Here is a 19948-nt window from a genome sequence, read left to right as displayed (position 1 = left end):
GGTTCGCGGCGCGCTACGGTCTGAGCAGAAAGGTTACGGGCCCATCGTTGATCAGGCTGACAACCATATGGGCACCAAAGCGGCCGATTTCCACCCCTGAGCTGTGTTTTTCACGGCAGATAGCCACCAATCGGTTGAAAAGCCGTTCAGCCTCGACCGGCGGCGCCGCGCTGGTGAAGCTCGGGCGCATGCCTGAACGGGTATCGGCAGCCAAGGTGAACTGGCTGACCAGCAGCAGCCCACCACCAGTATCGCGCAAGGAACGGTTCATCTTGCCGGCATCGTCGGCGAAAACCCGGTATCCGAGCAGCCTGTCCGCCATCCGCGACAGCATCGCCTCATCGTCGCCCGGCTCCACCCCCACCAGGGCAAGCAGGCCCGGGCCGATCTGCCCGACCACGGCATCGTCGACGGTGACCGAGGCCTGGGTGACACGTTGGATCAGGCAAAGCATTGGCAGCTCCTGCTGTAGGGCCGGGCACCATAGCACCGGGCGCCAGCGGCTAAACTTGGGGGAATGAAACCGCAATCCACCGCCAAGCTCTATTACCGCCTCGCCTGCGCCCTGACCCACCTGCCCTGGTCCTGGCAGCGGACCCTGGCCGACACGGTGGCCTGGCTCTGGCGCAGCATCAATGCCCGCGAGAGCCGGGTGACCCGCCGCAACCTGGAACTGACCTACCCGGAACTGGACGCGAACCAGCGCGCGCGCCTGCACCGCGAGGTGCTGCGCACCACCGCCCGCCAGGCGCTGGAAACCCTGTATCTGTGGACCCACGACCCGGCCGAGAACCTGTCCCGCCACCTGCGCGAACGCCACGGCCAGGAGCTCTACGACGCCGCGCTGGCGTCGGGCAAGGGCGTGATCGTGATTGCCCCGCATTACGGCAACTGGGAACTACTGAATCAGTGGCTGGCCTCGCGTGGGCCGATCGCAATTGTTTACGCGCCGCCGGAGAACCCGGTGGGCGATGAATTCCTGCAGCTATGCCGTGGCGGCGACAACGTGCGTCAGGTGCGTGCTGAAGGCCCGGCGGTGCGGCAGTTGTTCAAGGTACTCAAGGATGGCGGCGCTACCGGCATCCTGCCCGACCAGCAGCCCAAGAACGGCGACGGCGTGTTCGTGCCGTTCTTCGGCATCCAAGCGTTGACCATGACCCTGGTCAACCGCCTGGCCGAGCGCACCGGCGCCACCCTGTTGTACGGCTGGTGCGAGCGCACCGGGCCCAACCTGGACTTCGCCCTGCACATCGAACCGGCCGAAGCCCAGATCGCCGACCCGGATCTGCAACTGGCCGTCGCCACCCTCAATGCCGGCATCGAGCGCATCGCCCGCCGCGATCCTGCGCAGTACCAGTGGACCTATAAGCGCTACACGCTGCGGCCACCGGGTAGCGGTGAGCACGACCCTTACGCCACCGCCCGTCACCCGCACTGAACCTGCTGCTGCAACACTGCGTCACCCGTGCCGCTCGATTGATTCGACTGCCAACGGCCCCCATAAGGTTTCAAATGAACAGCCTCGCTTCCACCAGCCCGTCCTACTTCGGCCAGACCGCCGCCATCCGCTGCGAGCGCGCCGCCGCCGAACTCCGCGCCGGCCGCCCGGTGGTGATCAGCGATGGTCAGCAGCGACTGGCCAGCATTGCCCTGGACAGCAGTTCGCCGGAAGGCTACGCCGCCTTTGCCGAGGCCGCGCAAGGTCGCCATTACCTGTTCCTGAGTGCAGCGCGCGCGCAGACCCTGGGCATCAACTCCGCCAACGGCATCCACCTGCCACTGGCCGACCGCGAGTTTGCCGAGCTGCCAGCCCTGGCCTACCTGCGCGATGCAGTCGCGCCGACCGATGCACAAGCCAATGGCAATGCACTGGACGCCGCGACGGTGGAAGTGGCGCGACTGGGCTTGCTGTTGCCGGCCATGATTTCAGTGGAACTGGATGCAACAAGCAGCCCGTTTGATGACTGCCTGCAGCTGGACACCACCGCCCTGTACGAGGGTGCTGGCCAGGCCGGCCAGGACTACGAACTGGTGACGCGCTCGCCAGTGCCACTGCGTGACGTCGGCATGAGCGAGTTCGCCGTGTTCCGTGGTGGCGTGGCACAGCGCGATCAGGTTGCGGTGATCGTTGGCAATCCGGACATGAGCGGCATCGTGCCGGTGCGCGTGCATTCCTCCTGCCTTACCGGCGACCTGTTCGGCTCGCTCAAATGCGATTGCGGCGACCAGCTGCGGCGCGGCCTGCGCACGCTCAAAGAGCTGGGCGGCGGCATCCTGCTGTATCTGGACCAGGAAGGCCGTGGCACCGGCATCGCCGCCAAAATGCGCGCCTACGGCTACCAGCACGAAGGCCTGGACACCATCGACGCCGATGCACAGCTGGGCTTTGGTGCCGACGAACGCCGCTATGGCAGCGCGGTGGCCATGCTGCGCGCGCTCGGCGTGCAGCGCATCCAACTGCTGACCAATAACCCGACCAAGGTGCAGCATCTGCGCAAGGCCGGCATTGAAGTGGTTGGCTGCGTACCGGTCACCGGCGAGATCACCCACGAGAACGAGCAGTACCTGCGCACCAAGGCCGCACGCGCCGGCCACCATCTGGATGTGGATGCGCTGATCATGGCGGCGCAGTAACGGCATCGATTCCTGCCAATTTTTGTGGGAGCGGCGTAAGCCGCGAAGCCACTGCAACATCCGGCGCCGTCAATGGCGCCTCTCGGCGAAATCCCGAGTGCAGGCCTTCCCCGGCCCCGCCACTTCATCAGCTTCGCGGCTTACGCCGCTCCCACAACATCGATCGCCCCACCTACCGTTGTACGGCCCCGCCGTTATATCGTCTGCGCATGACTGAACCTCCTGCCTTCGATACGCCGCTGCCGGACGACATCCAGTGGCAGCCACTGCCGCCACGCGGCGCGCTGTTCGCCGCCGCTGGTTCGGCGCTGAGCATGGCCCTGCTGTTCGGCGCCGCCTGCGTGGTGGCGATGTTGGCTACCGATCAATCCAACTGGCTGTCGGGCCCACCGGCCGCTGCCGTGGTCGGTGCCCTGTTGGGCGCCTGGTTCGGCTGGCGTCGGCATCGACTGACCTTCTGGCGACTGGACGCGCAATCACTTGGCGTGCGCCGCGGCCATATGTGGCAGAGCGAAAGCCACGTGCCAGTGTCGCGCGTACAGCACCTGGATCTGCGCCGTGGTCCGCTGGAACGCATGACAGGCTTGGCGACCCTGATCGTGCATACCGCCGGCACCCGCATGAACACCGTCGCCGTGGCCGGGCTGGCACATGCCGATGCCGAACACCTGCGTGATCGTTTGGCGCGCCAGCTCGATCACGACGACGCACTGTGAGCGAACTGCCGCCCCCCATCCCCAGCGACGAGCAGCGACTGCATCCGTGGTCGTGGCTGTTCGCCCTGCAGCAGCAGGTGCAGCAGTTCCTGCTGCCCCTGGTTGCCTTGCTGGTGTTCGGCAGCCGCCGCGATGACGACCTGCCCTACCACCACTGGATCAGTGCCGCGATCGTGGTGGCGCTGGTCGCCAGCGCGGTGTTGCAGTACCTGAGCTACCGCTATCGCATCGGCAACGATGCGCTGAGCATTCGTAGCGGCATCTTCGAGCGCACCCGTCGCGAGATTCCGTTCGCGCGCATCCACAATGTGGTGGTGCATCAGAATCTGTTGCACCGCATGTTCGGCGTGGCCGAGCTGCGACTGGAATCGGCTGGCGGCGACAAGCCCGAAGCGGAAATGCGCGTGCTCAAACTGGCACAGGCGCTGGAGCTGGAGCGACTGATCCGTCAGGGCGGCAGCGAGGCAGCGACAGCCGAGCAGCAGGCCGACGCCCCCACAGATGGCGTGCTGCTGAGCCTGCCATTGTCCGAGCTTGTGCGGCAGGGGCTTATTTCCAACCGCGCGATGGTCGTTGTGGCGGCGGCAATCGGTGCGGCTTACCAGCTGTTCCCGCGCCGGGCCACCTCCGATTTCATCGAAGAACAGGGCCGCCATGCCTTCGGCTATGCCAGCCAGTTGCAGCTGGGCACGCTGACCATGGTCGCCACCGGCATTCTGCTGCTCGCCTTCGCACTGGTGCTGATGCGGCTGCTATCGGTGGGTCTGGCGATCGTGCAGTACTACGGTTTCCGCCTGAGCGAGGCAGACCGCCGTCTTACCGTTGAACGCGGTCTGTTCACACGCGTGCGCAGCAGCGTGGCGCGCCGTCGCATCCAGGCATGGACCTTGCGCGAAGGAGCCTTGCATCGGTTGTTCAAGCGCCGCCAGCTGCGCGTGGATATCGCCAGTGGCGGCCAGCAACAGGAACAGGACGGGCGCGCACTGAAGGAACTGGCTCCGCTGGCAACGCCGGCCACCTGCGACGGCCTGTTGCAGCACTTGCTGCCGCAGCTACAGTGGCCGCCCACGCAATGGCTGCCGGTCAGCACCCGTGGCTGGTGGCGGTTATGCCTGCCGGCGCTGCTGTTGATGAGCGCCTTGTCTGCACTATTGGTATACGAAACCCGTACTGCATGGGGCCTGCTGCCGCTGCTCTGGCTGCCATGGTCTGCGCTGAAGGCACATCGCCAGGTAAGCCGCATCGGTTACAACATCGATGCGCAGCGCGTGGCCATCCGCGGTGGCTGGTGGAACCGCTGGTGGCGGGTGGCTGAGCTGGACAAGCTGCAGGCCCTGCGACTGGATCGCTCACCGCTGGACCGGCAATTCGGCACCGCTACGCTGACGCTGGATACCGCTGGCGCAGGCGGTGCACCGGCCTTGCAGCTGCGATTTCTGGAAGAAGCCCAGGCGCGCGCGTTGATGGCGCAGCTTGAGCGGGAGATGGTGCGGCGCAAGCTGCGCTGGTGAGGCATCACCTCTCCCGCAAGGGGAGAGGATGAGCACTTCGCGCGACTAAACCCGCGCCGGGCCCCAATAGCCAATGCGTTTGCGCAGCTTGATCTTGCGCCACCAGTTGCGCGGCTTGGGCTTGCGGTTGCGACCGCCCTTGGCGATGAAATCATCAATGGCCTGCAGGATGCGCTCGCTGGACTGGCCGTCGCGGTAAGGGTGCAACTGGTCGGCAAACTGGCGCACTGCCGCCATCAGCTCCGGCGGCCGCGACAGCGCGGTACGGATCGCACCTTCAAACTGTGCCGGGTCATCTATGTCCAGCAGCTGCGGCCCGGGGCGGCGGTTCTTGAAGGTCACCACCGGCTTGTAGGTCAGCAGGAACTCGTTGAGTGCCGAGGAAGTGTCCGAGCACATCATGTCCACCTGCGGAAACAGGTCCAGGATGTTGTCGTCATCGGCGAAGCGCAGGTAAGGGCCTTCCAGCGCGCGGTACTTGGCGGTGATTTCCGGGTCCATCTTCGGATGGAAGGTGACGATCCAGCGCCATTCCCCAGTCTGCGACAGGCGCTTGATCTCGTCGTACAGGATGCCAGCGGCACTCCAGGACGGTGAGAAAGTCGAGTGGTACAGGATCACCGGCGGTTCGCGCACCGGATCGGGCTCGTCTTTGAGCTGGCTCATGAACGGGTCGATCTTCGGGAAACCGGTCTCAACCACCGAGAAATGTCCGGTCTTTTGTGCCAGCTCCGAGAACGCAGCGGTATCGCGCGGGCCGGTGGTGCAATACAGGTCGAAAAAACCACGGATATAGATGTGGCGCGGCTTGCCCGCGTCAAAACCATGGAAGGTCTCGACCTTCACCCCGGGGAAGAAGTGCGGCACCGCGTTGGACGAGGTGATCACCGCGCAGGGGTTCCATGCACGCACCTGCTCGACGGTCAGCAAGGTTTCGTCGGCGGTCAGGTCTTCCGCGCCCGGGCCATCGAAAAACCATGCTGCCTCATCGCCACGCGCGCGGATCGCCGCCTGCAGCGGGCGGAGGATGGCCAGCGCATAGCGCTCGGACCCGTACAGCAGATAGTGGCGTGGCACGGTGGGGAACTCCTGAATATCCCGGATATGCGGAAATTATCGCATCGCCAGTGGAAGCCGTCGCTGCTAGGCTTTGGCCCGATCCCCCGTGCCAGACGCCGCATGCCCAGCCCAACCATCGCCCTGCCCACCCAGCGCCCGCGTCTGTCGGCCTGCATCATCGCCTTCAACGAAGCCGACCGCATTGGCGACTGCCTGGCCTCGCTGGCGTTCTGCGACGAGATCGTGGTGGTGGATTCGTTTTCAACCGATGCCACCGTGGCCGTGGCCGAAGCCGCCGATGCCCGTGTGGTGCAACGCGCTTTCAGCGGATTCCGCAGCCAGAAAGCGTTCTGCGTGGAACAGGCCAGCCACGACTGGGTGCTGTGCCTGGATGCCGATGAACGGGTCAACCCGGAACTGCGCGCCGCCATCGAAGCCGAACGTGACGCCGGCTTCGGCCGCGCCGTCGGCTACCGCTTCGCGCGCTGCTCGGAATACTTCGGCCGTTTCCTGCGCCATGGCACCGCCTACCCGGATCGGGTGCTGCGCCTGTTCGACCGCCGCCAAGGCGGCTGGCGCGGCGATCGCGAGATCCACGAGGCAGTCACCCTGGATGGCCCGGCCGCGCTGCTCAAGGGCGACCTGCTGCATCATCCCTACCGCAGCTTCCTGCAGTTGCTGGACAAGAAGCAGAAATACGCGCGGATGATGGCCGAGCATGAGTTCGGCAAAGGCAAGCGTGCCAGCCTGGGCAAGCTGATCATCGCCCCGAGCTGGCGCTTCATCCGCAGCTACGTGGTCAAACGCGGCTTTTTGGATGGCTGGCCGGGCCTGATCGAGGCTTTCGTCAGCGCCAACTACGTGCGTCAGAAGACCATCATGCTGTGGCTGCTGCAGAACGGGCAGCCGCTGGTGGTCCCGCCAGCCGATAGCAACAGCAAATAGCGCTGCGCAAACGCGCAAACGCTTCCTGAACCCTCGCCAGCAGGTGTCATGTGCAGGGCATTGTGTTCGTTGAAGATGCAGGTTCACACAGCTAGAATTATTTGTTCTACCGACTGAGATTCAGACTGGTTATCCGGTGGCCGTCCCGCTGTCACTGCCACCTTCCCAGCGGCGTTTCCACGCCCCACCGGTGTGATCCCTTACGTGAATCATTTGTCTTCGGTCCAATCCCTCCCGTTGCTACAGGGGCTCCGCACCCGACTGCTGACGGTTGGACAATGGTGTGCGGTATTCACGTTGTTTGCTGCACCCATCAACAAACCCGCTACCAACATCCTCATCGGATTGAGCCTGCTGTGCTCGCTTGCCGGCACAGATGTACTGGCACGCTGGCGGGCAGCGCTGCGCGAGCCGGTGGTTATCGGCTTCCTGGTGTGGTTCGGCGCACTGTTCGCCAGCGCGCTGCACGCATGGATCAGCCGTGGCGACCCGGCCTTTCGCGACACCGCCATCTGGGGCTGTGTATACCCTGCACTCATCGCCAGCCTGCTACGTGATTCGCGCTGGCGCTGGCGCGCGCTTGCCGCCTTTGCGGCGGCCGCAGGCCTGGTGGTGCTGATTTCCTATCTGATGCAGTTTGGCTTGGTGCCGCAGCGGGAGGTGGCTGAAATCCAGGCGTCCATGCGCAACACCGTTTTCAAGGAATACACCCAACAGGGGTTGGCCAGCCTGATCCTGATGTCGATGCTGGTGGCCGTGGGCCTGAACAGCCCGGATCGGCGTTGGCGTATCGCGGCATTACTCGGCGCCGCGATCGTGCTGTGCAATGCGACCATGCTGATCCAGAGCAGAACCACCTACATCGTCTTGCTGCCACTGCTCGGGTACTGGATCTACCGCTTGGTATCTCATCGGCTCAGCGGATGGCGCATGTTGTTCGTCAGCGCAGCGCTGGCGGTCGTCACCATCACCGCACTGTGGTCGACACCCAGCATCCGCGAACGCATGATCAGCTCGATCAGCGAAGAAATCGATGGCTACCTGGTCAGTCAGGAAGCTACCTCCAGCGGCATCCGCTTATGGCTGTGGCAGCAAACCCTGCCGATGATCGCCGACGCACCGGTTTTTGGGCACGGCCTGAACCAGTGGGAGCCGCTCTACCTGGAGCAGATGCGCAGCATCCCAGGCTCGGAACCGTTCATCACCGGCCACCCGCACCAGGAAGCACTACTGATCCTGACCGAGGAAGGCGTGGTCGGCCTGCTGCTTTTCGCCACCTTGCTGCTGGCTTTCGCAACCCACGCAAGCAAACTGCGTGATCCGCAAAAAGGTATCTTTGTCAGCATCCTCATCGTCTATGTCGCCGCCGGCCTGGCAAATGGGCTTTGGAGCAATTTCACCCATCGCCATGTATTCATTCTGTTGATGGCCTGCATCCCAATGGGCAGCTTCCCCTGGTACGGCCTGGCTAGAGAGCGCGAATCCACGTCATGAAGCCCAACACGTCGTTTGATGAGGTGACCATTGTCTGCGTCACCTACAACAGTTCGGCTCTGATGGAGACGATGGCCAACACCTTGGCCCCGTTCCCTCATGTCATCATCATCGACAATGGCAGCAGCGACGACAGCGCCGCACGCATTGCCCAGCTTATCCCGCATGCGCGCGCCATCAGCCGTAGCACCAACGCAGGTTACGGTGCGGCCAACAACCAGGCGATGGCGGCGGTGCAGACGCCGTTCGCATTACTGCTCAATCCCGATTGCTTCATCGCCCCGGAAGACCTGCAGTGCCTGCTGGACTGCATGCAGCAGCACCCACAGGCCGGCGTGATCGGCCCACAGAACTGGCGCAGCGAAACGATCCCACAGATATCGCATCGCAAGGCCTTCTTCAGACCCGGCGCGGACAGCTCCTGCACGGTGCCGGACAAGGTCACTGCCGCAGAATGGATCCATGGTTGTTGCCAGCTGCTGCGAACCGTTGCGTTCCGCGAGATCGGCGGCTTTGACGAAGCATTCTTCCTGTACTACGAAGACGACGACCTGTGCCTGCGGATGGCCCAGGCCGGCCATCAATGCCTGCTGCAGCCGGCCGCACGCGCCTTCCACAAAGGCGGTGCCTCCTCCGCCCCCAGCATGCGCACCGACTTCATCAAGCGCTTTCACTATGCACGCTCGCGCCAGATCGCCATACGCCGCTACATGGGCAATGGCGCAGGACGCATGCATCTTGCCAAGCTGATGGCCGCCATGCTGCCGGCGGTGGTCGTATACAGCCTGCTGCTGCGTCGGCGCGATGTAATCAAGTGGGCCGCTTGGGGAGCAGCAGCATTTTCCGCGGCCCTGGGACTGAACCTGGTACCAGGAAGGGGCAAGCCCGCGGTAACGCCCGCCGACAGATAGCACGTTTCCAGCACAGTTGCAGCCCAACTAAGGGTACAGATCGTGGCAGAATGGGGCCAGCCAGCTGGGTAGCAAACGCCCATGCCCGCCCTATCCTTTCCTTACGAGAGTTCTTCATGCAACGCGTCCTGGTCACAGGTGGTGCGGGGTTTCTTGGTTCCCATTTATGCGATCGGCTGATCCAGCAGGGGCATGATGTCCTGTGCGTGGACAACTACTTCACCGGCAGCAAGCGCAATATCGCGCACCTGCTGAACCTGCCCAATTTCGAGCTGATGCGGCACGACGTCACCTTCCCGCTGTATGTGGAAGTGCAACGCATCTTCAACCTCGCCTGCCCGGCCTCCCCGGTGCATTACCAGCACGATCCGGTACAGACGACCAAGACCTCGGTGCACGGCGCGATCAATATGCTGGGCCTGGCCAAGCGTGTGAACGCGCGCATCCTGCAGGCCTCCACCAGCGAGGTCTATGGCGATCCGGAAGTGCACCCACAGCAGGAAGGCTATTGGGGCCGGGTCAATCCGATCGGCATCCGTAGCTGCTATGACGAAGGCAAGCGCTGCGCCGAAACGCTGTTCTTCGACTACCACCGCCAGCACGCGCTGGACATCAAGGTCGTGCGCATCTTCAACACCTACGGCCCGCGCATGCACCCCAACGACGGCCGCGTGGTGAGCAATTTCATCGTGCAGGCCCTGCGCGGCGAAGACATCACCATTTTCGGCGATGGCAGCCAGACCCGTAGCTTCTGCTATGTGGATGACCTGATTGAAGCGATGCTGCGGACGATGGACACCGAGCACGGCTTTACCGGGCCGATCAATATCGGCAATCCCGGCGAGTTCACCATGCTGGAGTTGGCCGAAATGGTCCTGCGACTGGTCGGCGGGCGCTCGCGCCTGGTGTATCGGCCGCTTCCCTCCGATGATCCGCGCCAACGCCAGCCGGACATCTCCCTTGCCCGTGAAAAACTGGGCTGGGAGCCCAAGGTCGCCCTGGAAGACGGCCTGAAGGAAACCATCGCCTACTTCCGCAAGCTGCTGGCCGAGGATAAGGCGTGACCACGTTCGCTGTCGTCATCACCAACTACAACTACGCCAAGTTCGTCTGCGAGACGATCGACAGCGCGCTGGCCCAGACCCGCGCGGCCGCACAGATCCTGGTGGTGGATGACGGCTCGACCGATGGCTCGCCAGAACTACTGCGCCAGCACTACGGTGACGATGCCCGGGTGACGCTGTTGTTTGGCGAAAACGAAGGACAGCTGGCCGCGTTTCAACGTGGCGTGGCCGCTGCCAACGCTGATGTGATCTGCTTCCTCGACGCCGATGACCGCTGGAAGCCGGAATACCTGGAAAAGATCGGCGCGGTGTACGACGCCCGCCGCGATATCGACTTCGTCTTCAGTGACCTGCAGACCTTCGGCATCGACAACCTGGACATCCGCTACGAAGACAGCCAGCAGCCCATCGACCTGGGCTATACGGCAGTAAGCACCTACTTCCTGGTGCCTTGGTATGGCGCCCCCACCTCGGCCCTGAGCCTGCGCCGGGCATGGGCCGAGAACGTACTCGACCTGCCGCACAGCTTCCGCCGTCAGTGGAAGCTCTGCGCTGATGCCTGCGTTGTGCACGGCGCCAGCATCCTCGGCGCCCGCAAGTACTATCTGCCCACCGCCTGCGTGGAATACCGCACCCATGGCAACAATGGCTGGTGGGCAACCCGCCGTGAGCCGACCAGCCTGTACCGCAACGGGCTGCGCAACTATGGCATTGTCCGCGTGTACGCCGCGCGCAGTGGGCTGGACGATGGCTGTTGCAGCTTGAGCAAATATGAGTACCGCACCAAACCCCAGCCAAGCCGCAAAGAGCGTCGTCGCTACGCCAGCCTGGCACTGCGCGGGGATGCGCCCTGGTGGAAGCGCTATGAAAGAGCCATCAGCATCCTGGCTGGACACCGGTCAGGCCGCCGCTGAACAGCAGCGTCCCCGCAGCGCATCAACCGTTGCTTGCCGGCGTGGGCCCGCGCAACCGCGAGCCGAAATTGTAAGCAAACCAACGCATGCTCAAACCGGCACGGTATGCCTCACGCTGCAGCCAACCCAGTGGCCCAACGCTGGGTTTGGCCCTGCGCCCGGCCTGAATCACCGAGGCGAACAAATCACCACTGCGCACCACCCCCGGCTTGAGGCCGAGGCATTCCACCCCGTGCAGCCAGGCCAGGTCCATGTAGTCATCGACCGGCAGCACCCAGTGCTCGGCATGACGCAGGAATTTCGCCGCCGCCTCCGGCGTCAGGTAATAGCCGAACGCACACAAGGGGCTGCGCCAGTAGCGATGCAGGACGAAGTCTCCGAACTTTATCCAGGCCGAGCTGGGGCGATCCGCGGCATGCAGGCGGAAGTAGCCCACCGACTCCGGCAATGACGGCAGGTCACGCAATACGTCCAGGAACCGCGGGTCGATGGTGATGTCGTCCTCAAACACGATCATCGGCCGGCCGCTGTCCACGCACTGCTGCCACAACAGATAGTGGCTGGCCCAGCAGCCGATTTCGCCGGGACGGAAAGGGCGGCCCTTGCAGGCCAGACGCCGCTTTTCATCGACCTTGGTGAACAAAGGATGCGGAGTGCTGCCATTGACCGCCTCCCACATCGTCACCTCGATACCCAGGGCCGCCGCCTGCCGCTGGATCGAGGCACGACGATCCGCCGATGCCGGCAGGTTGATGACATACAGGGGCAAATCAGCAGGCGGCCGAGTCATTGCGCGAAGCAATCCTGGAAAAGAATCCACACGGGCTCCCAATTTTCAGAAAGCCATCCTGGACACAACAACGAGTCTTGATAGTACCCGATCAGCAACTGCCTGCCTCCCTGTCATGGCGCCCGCCAACAACGCGCGGCAGGCACCTGATTTCACCGGCATCGCAGCCGCCAGCTTGATCCAACGAACCAACAATGTCCGCTCAGGCCTGCGCCGCCTTCACCAACCGCGCGTAGAAGAAGCCATCCCCACCCTGTTCGCCTGGCAGGCGCTGGCGATTGCCCGCGTCGTCATGGCCAAAGGCTCCCGGCAACGCCTGCAGCTGTGCATCCGGCGTGCGAGCGAGGAAGGCGGCGACCTGCTGACCGTTCTCCTCGCGCAGGATCGAACAGGTCGAGTAAAGCAGCACGCCGCCCGGGCCCAGCACCGTCCACAGCGCATCCAACAAACGCGCCTGCAAGGCCGCCAACGCAACGATGTCTTCGGCGCGGCGGTGCAGCAGCACGTCGGGCTGACGACGGATGATGCCGGTAGCCGAACACGGCGCATCCAACAACACCGCATCAAACGGCTTGCCGTCCCACCAGGCGGCGGTATCGGCGGCATCGACCGCCAACACCTGCGCCTGTGCGCCGACGCCGGTACGTGCAAAGGTTTCACGAATACGCTGCAGACGTCGTGCATCGACATCCAGCGCCAGCAACTGCAGGGACGGGTCGCGCTCCAGCAGATGTGCGGACTTGCCGCCCGGCGCGGCGCAGGCGTCCAGCACCCGTGCGCCGAGTGGCGCCTGCAGAGCATCGGCCACCTGCTGCGCTGACAGGTCCTGCACCGACACTGCGCCTTGCGCGAAGCCGGGCAAGCTGCTCACCGGCACCGCCACCGGCAAGCGCACCGCGTCGGCCGACAAAGGCTCGGCGACGGCTTCAATGCCAGCCTCGGCCAACAAACCCAGATACGCATCACGCGCATGCTGCTGGCGATTCACCCGCAGCCACATCGGTGCCGGCTGCAGACTCTGCGCGATGATTTCCGCAGCCTGCTCAGGCCAGTCGAGCTGCACCTGGGCCAGCAGCCACTGCGGCCAGGCGTCTTCGGCATTCGCTTCGGCAAAGCCTTCGCGCTGAGCGCGGCGCAGCAATGCGTTGACCATGCCAGCCTGTCGCTCACGGCCCAGCGCGCGCGCTGCCTCCACCGTCGCTGACAGCGCGGCATGGGCTGGCAGCTGCAATACATCCAGCTGTGCGAAGCCGGCCATCAGCAGCGCGCGCAAATCACTGTCACGTGCGCCCAGCGGCTTCTGCAGCCATTGCCGTAGTGCCTGGTCATAGACCACGCGGCGGCGCAACGCGGCAAAACAGATGGCTTCCAACAATGCGCGGTCGCGGCTGTCGTCGAGCTTGGGCAGGGCAGCGCCGAGTTCGGCTTTCAGCGAGCGGCCCTTGCCGATCACCGCCGCCAACACCTTGGCTGCCAGCGCACGGGTCTGCACGCCGGGCTGTGCCGCCGCGGATTTACCCCACGGTGAGGGAGTAGCAGCTGTCATTGCCTCAGCCCTCGATCCGCAGATCGCGGCGTGCGTTCAGATAATCGGCAGCGGTGATCGCCTTGCCACCTTCGCGCTGCACTACGCGCAAGCGCAACGCGCCTTGCCCGCAAGCGATGTCGATACCTTCGCGGGCCGCAGCAATCACCGTGCCAGGTGCCTGACCGCGATTGTCTTCAATGGCCACGGCGCCATGGATGCGTACGCGCTCGCCGGCCAAGCTGGCTTCGGCCACCGGCCACGGATTGAAGGCGCGCACGCGGCGCGCAAGCGCCACTGCCGGTTCGGCCCAGTCGAGCCTGGCCTCGGCCTTGTCCAACTTGTGTGCATAGGTGACACCGGCTTCTGGCTGGCGCTGCGGCACCGGCTTGAGGCCGGCGCGTAACAGACCAAGGCCATCGGACAGCACCTGCGCACCCATCTGTGCCAGACGATCATGCAATTGACCGCCGGTATCGGTATCGCTGATCGGGGTGTGCTGGCGCAGCAGCACCGGGCCAGTGTCCAGACCGGCTTCCATCTGCATCAGGCAGACGCCGGTTTCGGCGTCGCCGGCCTCGATCGCGCGCTGAATCGGCGCAGCGCCGCGCCAACGTGGCAGCAGCGAGGCATGCACGTTCCAGCAGCCGTGGGTAGGGATGGCCAGCACCGCCTTGGGCAGGATCAGGCCGTAGGCCACCACGATCATCAGATCGGGCTGCAGCTCGCGCAGCTGCTGCTGGGCTTCGGGTGTCTTCAGGCTTTCCGGCTGGAACACCGGGATGCCGCGCGCGATAGCGTCAAGCTTCACCGGCGAGGGCATCAAGCCACGGCCGCGACCGGCCGGGCGATCCGGCTGGGTGTAGACCGCCACCACTTCATGCTGGCGCGCAGCGGCGGCCAAGGAAGCAACGGCGAATTCCGGCGTACCGGCGAAGATGATTTTCATTGGGCGGGAATTCGCTAGTCGGGACCCGGGATTGGCAAAAGCGGCCCAACGGCGGCAGCTACCAAGCGCGAATCGAAAAAAAGAATGTGCCGATCAGGTATCCAGAACCGAGCACCGGGAAAGCTGGGTGGTGCGGCACAGCCTGCGCCTGCCAATCCCCGATCCCGGCCCCCGACCCCGACCTCAGATCAAGCTACGTGCTTGCGCGACTTGGCCAGCTTCTTGCGTACCATCTCGCGCTTGAGCGGCGACAGATAGTCGATGAACAGCTTGCCGTCCAGGTGATCCATCTCGTGCTGGATGCAGGTGGCCAGCAGGTCATCGGCGGCCAGTTCCTGCTGCTTGCCTTCACGGTCGAGGAAGCGCACGACGATGGAATCGGCACGGGTGACATCGGCATAGATGCCCGGCACCGACAGGCAGCCTTCCTGATAAACGCGGCCGCCTTCGCTGGCGCTGACGATCTGCGGGTTGATGAACACCTGCGGCTCGTTGTGCTCTTCGCTGACGTCGATGACCATGAAGCGCTTGTGCACGTCCACCTGGCTGGCAGCCAAGCCGATGCCAGGGGCGTCGTACATGGTCTGCAGCATGTCGTCGAGCAGCTGCTGGAAGGCCGGCGTGGTCACTTCGGCCGCCTCGACAAGGGCCGCTTTGGTGCGCAGGCGCGGGTCTGGGAACTCAAGAATAGGCAGGAGGGCCATGGCAATACCAATCGGGGATGCCGCTTATTTCGGCAAGATGTCCCAATTCTACCGCTTGCGCTTGCCCGGCGCCCCCGTTTCTGCAATATAGTGCGACAACCTGTTGGGGAATCAGGCAGATCGCAACCATGTTGAAACAAATACGTACGGTCGCCGCCGTGGCGATGCTGACCGTCACGACCTATGCCGTGGCCGTCGAAATGAACGGTACTCACCCTGACACCTACGTGGTGCGCAAGGGCGATACTTTGTGGGACATATCGGCACGTTTCCTGAAAAAGCCGTGGCTTTGGCCGGAAATCTGGCAGGCCAACCCGCAGGTCAAGAACCCGCATCTGATCTACCCGGGTGACGTCCTGAGCCTGGCCTATCTGGACCGTGTAACAGCCCAGGCAGGCCCGCGCCAGGAAGCACCGATCACCGGCGTACCGCTGGCAGACGTTGAGCCCTTCCTCAAGAACCTGAACGTCGTGGACAGCTTCGAGGACCTGCCCTATGTGGTCGGCCTGGAAGACAACCGTCTACGCGCCAGCGCCGGACAGAAGGCCTACATCCGTGGCCTGGACTCCGCTCAGCCTGGCCAGCGCTACATGGTGGTCCGCCCGACCGTACGCTTTGCCCAGCCCAGGCCAACCGACGACCTGGACGTCCGCGGTGATACCACGCCTGGCGGCAGCAGCCGCTGGAAGAGCTTCGTTGCAGCCAATGACCGCAACGAATTCCTCGGCTATGAACTGGCCCAGGTCAATATCGGCACGCTTACCCAGGTGGCAAGCGGCAACGTCGAAGCCTCCACCCTGCAGCTGGAAACCAGTGGCAGCGAGGTGCGTCGCGGAGACCGCCTGCTACCGGTACAGCTCAACCCGTATGACCTGCAGTTCGTCCCGCATGCTCCGGCCAACGCTCCGTCAGCAGGCCAGCTGCGCGTGCTTGCAGTAACCGACACCTTCACCAGCGGTGGTCCGCGCGATGTGATTGCCATCTCCGGCGGCGCACGCGAAGGCATCAACAACGGCACGGTGTTCTCGATCTGGCGCAGCGGCAGCCATGTCGCCCACCGCATGCAGTACCCAGGTTCTTCGCGCATGGATGACGCACTGAAGACCGGCGCCGGCCGGGTCACCCTGCCTGACGAATATGCAGGCCATGCGATGGTGTTCCGCACCTTCGACAAGGTCAGCTATGCCTTGATCATGGAAGGTACCAAGCCAACCCGCGTGGGCTACGAGCTCAAGCACCCGGACGCGCAGTAAGCGTCTGCGGCCTAGTCTTACGATGTACAACAACGGCGCCCGAGGGCGCCGTTGTTGTTTGTGACGGCAGGCTGGGCCATGCCTCGATCAACCGTCGCCAATCTACCCGCCCCACCCTGCTGCCCCGCCCTGCTGACACTGGCGTTGGCTGGCGGACCACTACAGACGCTGCGTCGCCTGCTCGATCACCACGGCAGCAGCGCGAACGCCTTGGCCGCCGGCCCCAGCAGCTGGCAAGCGGCGGGCTGCACGCAAGCGCAACGCCAGGCACTGGCAAGGCCCGATGCAGATACCTGGACGCGCGCCATTGCCTGGCTGGAAGCCGATAACCATCACCTGATCGGCTGGGGCGATCCGGACTATCCACCACTATTGCGGGACAGTCCGAATCCACCGCTGGCGCTGTTCATTGACGGCGACCCAGCGCGCCTGTGGCAACCGGCGATCGCCATCGTCGGCAGTCGCATGCCAAGTGCCGGCGGCCGTGACATCGCCCGCGACTTTGGCACCGCACTAGCCGGTCACGGCCTCACCATCGCCAGCGGCCTGGCCGCCGGCATCGATGCTGCCGCGCACCTGGCCGCGTTGGCCTGCAAGGGCAGCACCTATGCGGTTATCGGCACCGGTCCGGACCTGGCCTACCCGCGCCATCACCGCCAACTGCAGGCGCAGATCGCCGTCGAAGGCGCGGTGGTCAGCGAATACCCGCCAGGCACAGCGCCGCGCAGCGGCCAGTTCCCGGCCCGCAACCGCCTGTTGGCGGCGCTGGCGCTGGGCACCGTGGTCATCGAGGCCGCTGAACGCTCCGGCGCACTGATCACCGCCCGCCTGGCCAGCGAGGCAGGCCGCGAGATCTTTGCCGTGCCCGGCTCCATCCACAATCCGATGGCGCGCGGCTGCCACCGGCTGATACGCGAAGGTGCAACCTTGGTGACACACAGCGCCGACATTCTTGAAGGCGTGGCCAATCTGGCCGGCGAACTGGCCTGTGCCTTGCAAACCCGGCTTCAGACCCCCATCTCCCCTGTACCGTCCGGCCAGCACCCGGCCGTCACGCCACCGGACCCAGACTACCAGCGATTGTGGGATGCCTTGGGTTATGACCCAACCGGTATGGATTTACTGATCGAGCGCACTGGATTGACGGCCGCCAACCTGTCCTCCATGCTGCTGCTTATGGAATTGGAAGGCAGAGTGTCGTCGGCGCACGGCCGCTACACCCGCACCTGAAGGTTTCTTCACCTCCACAGCGCCAATGGCGCAGGCCGAGGGGCAATGAAAGAGAGCATCCTGGACGTCCTGTTGTACCTGTTTGAACACTACTTCAGCGAAGACGCTGATCTCATCCGAGACCGCGACTCGCTACAGAACGGCCTGATCCAGGCCGGTTTCAGTCCCGCCGAAATCAACAAGGCCTTCGATTGGCTCGATGCCTTGGCCGAACAACGCCCAGCCGTGGCGCAGCCACGCGTTGACGGGCCGGTGCGCGTGTTCCACGGCCCCGAGCTGGACAAGCTGGACGTGGAAGGCCGCGGCTTCCTGCTGTTCCTGGAACAACAACGCGTGCTCGATGCCGACCAGCGCGAGCTGGTGCTGGACCGCGCCATGGCCCTGGACCAGGACGAACTGGACCTGGACGACCTGAAGTGGGTGGTGCTGATGGTGCTGTTCAACCAGCCTGGCGCGGAAGCTGCCTATGCCTGGATGGAAACCCAGATGTTCGTCGACGAACCCGAACCCCTGCACTGAGCCCAATAACGGCGTGCATGGATGCATAAGGACAACACCTACGTGAGCCAATGGTTCTACGCCGAGGGCAACCGCGAACGTCGCGGCCCGATCAGTGACGAAAACATCATCGAGCTGTTCCAGTCCCGCCGCATCGACGAGGACACCCTGATCTGGCGCGAAGGTGCCGGCGACTGGCGGCCGCTGCGCGAGTTCGCCAGCGAACTCGGCCTGGACATGGCGCAGGCAGCCCCGACCGCGGCGCCAGCAGGCCCGCCATCTCTGCCTCCAGGGCTGCAAACCATCCACACGGCCGCTGTCTCGCCCCCCCGCCAGGGCCTGTCCGGCTGCGCGATCGCCGGCATCATCGCCGCGGTGGTCGGGGTGATCCTGATAGCCATCCTTGGCATCCTGGCCGCCATCGCCCTGCCCGCTTACCAGGACTATGTGATGCGCTCCAAGGTCACCATGGCAAATGGGCAAATGATTGCCCTGAAGCAGCAGGTGGCCGAGTTTGTCGCCACCAACGAACGCTGCCCCATCAATGATGACGAAGGCTTTGGCAGCCCGGACAGCTATGCCGAGGGCGATGTCGCCGAGATCAATATCGGCCGCTTCGAGAACGAGCATTGCGGGCTGGAAGCACGTCTGCATATCCCGAAGCACACGCAACTTGACGGCAAAAGCATCTGGCTCGACTACGATATGCAGGCCGACAGCTGGGAATGCAGTTCCGATGTCGAGGACAAATACCTGCCAATCAGCTGTCGCAGCTGATTGGCGGCGGCCAGAACTTTTACGGGGAAAACAATGAGCCAGTGGTACTACGCTGATGCCCAGCGCGAGCGGCATGGTCCGATTGAAGCGGACGCCCTCCGCGAAAAATTCCGCGCAGGCGAGATCGACCTGGGCACTTTGGTCTGGCGTGAAGGCATGCAGCAGTGGCAGCCGCTCTCAGCCATCGCCGACGAACTGCAGCTGATCACCCAGGCCAGCACCGGTATCGACCTGCGCCAAGACTACGCTGCCATTGAAAGTGGCGAAGCCGTCGCCGCACGCGCTGCTGCCGAAGCCAACTCCCCGTACGCCGCGCCGGTCAGCCGTCCGCAGGATGTCGACCCCGCTGCCGTGCAGGGCGGACTGGTAGTGCAGGCAGGCTTCTGGAAGCGCGTGGCCGCCTACTTCATCGACTACGTGATCATGACCGTGTTCACTTACATCGTGCTGATCCCGCTGAGCATCCTTGGCGCGATTGTGGGTGGTGTGTCCGGCAGCTCGGACTCCGCAGCCGGCTCGATCGGCATGTTCGTGACCCTGGGTGTCGGCTACCTGATCATCTTCGCCGGCAACCTGATGTATCCGGCATGGATGCACTCGTCCAAGTACCAGGCCACGCTGGGCAAGATGGCGGTAGGCATCAAGGTGGTGCGCAGCAATGGTGAGCGCCTGACCCTGGGCCGCGCGGTTGGCCGCTTCTTCGCCTACATCCTGAGCAGCATCACCCTGTGTATCGGCTTTGTGATGGCCGCCTTCACCGAGCGCAAGCAGGCCCTGCATGACATCATCTGCGACACCCTGGTGGTCGATAAGTTCGCCTTCACCGATCACCCGGAATGGCAGCAGCAGGGCTTGGGCACGGTCACCATCGTGATCCTGTCGATAGCTGGCCTGGGCTTGCTTTGCCTGATCGGGCTGTTCGTGCTTATCGGCGTTGCCGCAGCAGGCTTCAACTGACAAATTGCCGGGGTCGG

General features: G+C 64.1%; 20 protein-coding genes. 14 read left to right on the top strand and 6 right to left on the bottom strand.

Annotated features, from left to right (window positions below; translation table 11 throughout):
- Positions 1 to 13: 13 nt before the first annotated feature.
- Complete coding sequence (gene dtd, locus ACVOLR_RS03350) at positions 14 to 454, bottom strand: D-aminoacyl-tRNA deacylase (protein ID WP_481535174.1); 441 nt, start codon at positions 452 to 454, stop codon at positions 14 to 16.
- Positions 455 to 517: 63 nt separating this feature from the next.
- Here dtd and ACVOLR_RS03345 point away from each other — a divergent pair, with 63 nt between their 5' ends.
- The 4 genes from ACVOLR_RS03345 to ACVOLR_RS03330 all read left to right on the top strand — a co-directional run bounded on the left by ACVOLR_RS03345 (position 518) and on the right by ACVOLR_RS03330 (position 4861).
- Positions 518 to 1438: a lauroyl acyltransferase gene (locus ACVOLR_RS03345; protein ID WP_481535173.1), complete on the top strand. Its 921-nt coding sequence runs from the start codon at positions 518 to 520 to the stop codon at positions 1436 to 1438.
- Between the two features lie 74 nt (positions 1439 to 1512).
- Positions 1513 to 2634, top strand: coding sequence for a GTP cyclohydrolase II RibA (ribA, locus tag ACVOLR_RS03340; protein ID WP_481535172.1), 1122 nt, complete (start codon positions 1513 to 1515; stop codon positions 2632 to 2634).
- Positions 2635 to 2843: 209 nt separating this feature from the next.
- Complete coding sequence (locus ACVOLR_RS03335; RefSeq protein WP_481535171.1) at positions 2844 to 3350, top strand: PH domain-containing protein; 507 nt, start codon at positions 2844 to 2846, stop codon at positions 3348 to 3350.
- Between the two features lie 5 nt (positions 3351 to 3355).
- Positions 3356 to 4861, top strand: a complete 1506-nt coding sequence (locus ACVOLR_RS03330) for a PH domain-containing protein (RefSeq protein ID WP_481535209.1) — start codon at positions 3356 to 3358, stop codon at positions 4859 to 4861.
- 45 nt (positions 4862 to 4906) lie between these two features.
- Here ACVOLR_RS03330 and ACVOLR_RS03325 read toward each other — a convergent pair whose 3' ends face one another.
- Positions 4907 to 5938, bottom strand: a complete 1032-nt coding sequence (locus tag ACVOLR_RS03325) for a CDP-glycerol glycerophosphotransferase family protein (RefSeq protein ID WP_481535170.1) — start codon at positions 5936 to 5938, stop codon at positions 4907 to 4909.
- Between the two features lie 102 nt (positions 5939 to 6040).
- On the opposite strand from ACVOLR_RS03325, the gene ACVOLR_RS03320 reads away from it, so the two are divergent.
- From ACVOLR_RS03320 to ACVOLR_RS03300, 5 genes are all read left to right on the top strand, one after another.
- Complete coding sequence (locus ACVOLR_RS03320; RefSeq protein ID WP_481535169.1) at positions 6041 to 6865, top strand: glycosyltransferase family 2 protein; 825 nt, start codon at positions 6041 to 6043, stop codon at positions 6863 to 6865.
- Between the two features lie 297 nt (positions 6866 to 7162).
- Entirely contained in the window at positions 7163 to 8359 is a 1197-nt protein-coding gene (locus ACVOLR_RS03315) for an O-antigen ligase family protein (RefSeq protein WP_481535168.1), read from the top strand.
- The gene (locus tag ACVOLR_RS03310) at positions 8356 to 9270 is read left to right on the top strand and encodes a glycosyltransferase family 2 protein (protein WP_481535167.1); all 915 of its coding nucleotides are present in this window, start codon (positions 8356 to 8358) and stop codon (positions 9268 to 9270) included. Before ACVOLR_RS03315 ends, ACVOLR_RS03310 begins: the two co-directional genes overlap by 4 nt.
- Before the next feature lie 116 nt (positions 9271 to 9386).
- A complete protein-coding gene (locus tag ACVOLR_RS03305; protein ID WP_481535166.1) occupies positions 9387 to 10334 on the top strand; it encodes a UDP-glucuronic acid decarboxylase family protein in 948 nt (315 codons plus the stop codon).
- Positions 10331 to 11248, top strand: coding sequence for a glycosyltransferase family 2 protein (locus tag ACVOLR_RS03300; protein WP_481535165.1), 918 nt, complete (start codon positions 10331 to 10333; stop codon positions 11246 to 11248). Before ACVOLR_RS03305 ends, ACVOLR_RS03300 begins: the two co-directional genes overlap by 4 nt.
- 22 nt (positions 11249 to 11270) lie before the next feature.
- On the opposite strand, the gene ACVOLR_RS03295 is transcribed toward ACVOLR_RS03300, so the two are convergent.
- The 4 genes from ACVOLR_RS03295 to def form a co-directional block, all read right to left on the bottom strand.
- Entirely contained in the window at positions 11271 to 12038 is a 768-nt protein-coding gene (locus ACVOLR_RS03295; protein ID WP_481535164.1) for a glycosyltransferase family 25 protein, read from the bottom strand.
- Positions 12039 to 12240: 202 nt separating this feature from the next.
- Complete coding sequence (gene rsmB, locus ACVOLR_RS03290; RefSeq protein WP_481535163.1) at positions 12241 to 13584, bottom strand: 16S rRNA (cytosine(967)-C(5))-methyltransferase RsmB; 1344 nt, start codon at positions 13582 to 13584, stop codon at positions 12241 to 12243.
- A gap of 4 nt (positions 13585 to 13588) precedes the next feature.
- Positions 13589 to 14512, bottom strand: a complete 924-nt coding sequence (gene fmt / locus ACVOLR_RS03285) for a methionyl-tRNA formyltransferase (protein WP_481535162.1) — start codon at positions 14510 to 14512, stop codon at positions 13589 to 13591.
- A 188-nt stretch (positions 14513 to 14700) separates the two neighbouring features.
- Complete coding sequence (gene def, locus ACVOLR_RS03280; RefSeq protein WP_481535161.1) at positions 14701 to 15216, bottom strand: peptide deformylase; 516 nt, start codon at positions 15214 to 15216, stop codon at positions 14701 to 14703.
- A gap of 128 nt (positions 15217 to 15344) precedes the next feature.
- Between def and ACVOLR_RS03275 the strand changes: the two genes are divergently transcribed.
- The 5 genes from ACVOLR_RS03275 (at position 15345) to ACVOLR_RS03255 (ending at position 19931) form a co-directional block, all read left to right on the top strand.
- Positions 15345 to 16469 (top strand): LysM peptidoglycan-binding domain-containing protein, encoded by a 1125-nt coding sequence (locus ACVOLR_RS03275; RefSeq protein WP_481535160.1) that lies wholly within the window; start codon positions 15345 to 15347, stop codon positions 16467 to 16469.
- A gap of 78 nt (positions 16470 to 16547) precedes the next feature.
- Positions 16548 to 17699: a DNA-processing protein DprA gene (gene dprA, locus ACVOLR_RS03270; RefSeq protein ID WP_481535159.1), complete on the top strand. Its 1152-nt coding sequence runs from the start codon at positions 16548 to 16550 to the stop codon at positions 17697 to 17699.
- A gap of 45 nt (positions 17700 to 17744) precedes the next feature.
- Complete coding sequence (locus ACVOLR_RS03265; protein ID WP_481508841.1) at positions 17745 to 18218, top strand: DUF494 family protein; 474 nt, start codon at positions 17745 to 17747, stop codon at positions 18216 to 18218.
- A gap of 21 nt (positions 18219 to 18239) precedes the next feature.
- Complete coding sequence (locus ACVOLR_RS03260; protein ID WP_481535158.1) at positions 18240 to 18974, top strand: GYF domain-containing protein; 735 nt, start codon at positions 18240 to 18242, stop codon at positions 18972 to 18974.
- A gap of 33 nt (positions 18975 to 19007) precedes the next feature.
- Positions 19008 to 19931, top strand: a complete 924-nt coding sequence (locus ACVOLR_RS03255) for an RDD family protein (RefSeq protein ID WP_481535157.1) — start codon at positions 19008 to 19010, stop codon at positions 19929 to 19931.
- Positions 19932 to 19948 lie beyond the last annotated feature (17 nt).

The organism is Stenotrophomonas sp. STEN030 (assembly GCF_056759995.1).
This window is presented reverse-complemented; position numbering and strand designations above follow the sequence as displayed.

What these genes read in the sequence shown, in the direction of transcription:
- dtd (WP_481535174.1), bottom strand. Translation starts at nt 454, where the DNA reads ATGCTTTGCCTGATCCAACGTGTCACCCAGGCCTCGGTCACCGTCGAC.
- ACVOLR_RS03345 (WP_481535173.1), top strand. Translation starts at nt 518, where the DNA reads ATGAAACCGCAATCCACCGCCAAGCTCTATTACCGCCTCGCCTGCGCC.
- ribA (WP_481535172.1), top strand. Translation starts at nt 1,513, where the DNA reads ATGAACAGCCTCGCTTCCACCAGCCCGTCCTACTTCGGCCAGACCGCC.
- ACVOLR_RS03335 (WP_481535171.1), top strand. Translation starts at nt 2,844, where the DNA reads ATGACTGAACCTCCTGCCTTCGATACGCCGCTGCCGGACGACATCCAG.
- ACVOLR_RS03320 (WP_481535169.1), top strand. Translation starts at nt 6,041, where the DNA reads ATGCCCAGCCCAACCATCGCCCTGCCCACCCAGCGCCCGCGTCTGTCG.
- ACVOLR_RS03310 (WP_481535167.1), top strand. Translation starts at nt 8,356, where the DNA reads ATGAAGCCCAACACGTCGTTTGATGAGGTGACCATTGTCTGCGTCACC.
- ACVOLR_RS03305 (WP_481535166.1), top strand. Translation starts at nt 9,387, where the DNA reads ATGCAACGCGTCCTGGTCACAGGTGGTGCGGGGTTTCTTGGTTCCCAT.
- ACVOLR_RS03295 (WP_481535164.1), bottom strand. Translation starts at nt 12,038, where the DNA reads ATGACTCGGCCGCCTGCTGATTTGCCCCTGTATGTCATCAACCTGCCG.
- rsmB (WP_481535163.1), bottom strand. Translation starts at nt 13,584, where the DNA reads ATGACAGCTGCTACTCCCTCACCGTGGGGTAAATCCGCGGCGGCACAG.
- fmt (WP_481535162.1), bottom strand. Translation starts at nt 14,512, where the DNA reads ATGAAAATCATCTTCGCCGGTACGCCGGAATTCGCCGTTGCTTCCTTG.
- def (WP_481535161.1), bottom strand. Translation starts at nt 15,216, where the DNA reads ATGGCCCTCCTGCCTATTCTTGAGTTCCCAGACCCGCGCCTGCGCACC.
- ACVOLR_RS03275 (WP_481535160.1), top strand. Translation starts at nt 15,345, where the DNA reads ATGTTGAAACAAATACGTACGGTCGCCGCCGTGGCGATGCTGACCGTC.
- dprA (WP_481535159.1), top strand. Translation starts at nt 16,548, where the DNA reads ATGCCTCGATCAACCGTCGCCAATCTACCCGCCCCACCCTGCTGCCCC.
- ACVOLR_RS03265 (WP_481508841.1), top strand. Translation starts at nt 17,745, where the DNA reads ATGAAAGAGAGCATCCTGGACGTCCTGTTGTACCTGTTTGAACACTAC.
- ACVOLR_RS03260 (WP_481535158.1), top strand. Translation starts at nt 18,240, where the DNA reads ATGCATAAGGACAACACCTACGTGAGCCAATGGTTCTACGCCGAGGGC.
- ACVOLR_RS03255 (WP_481535157.1), top strand. Translation starts at nt 19,008, where the DNA reads ATGAGCCAGTGGTACTACGCTGATGCCCAGCGCGAGCGGCATGGTCCG.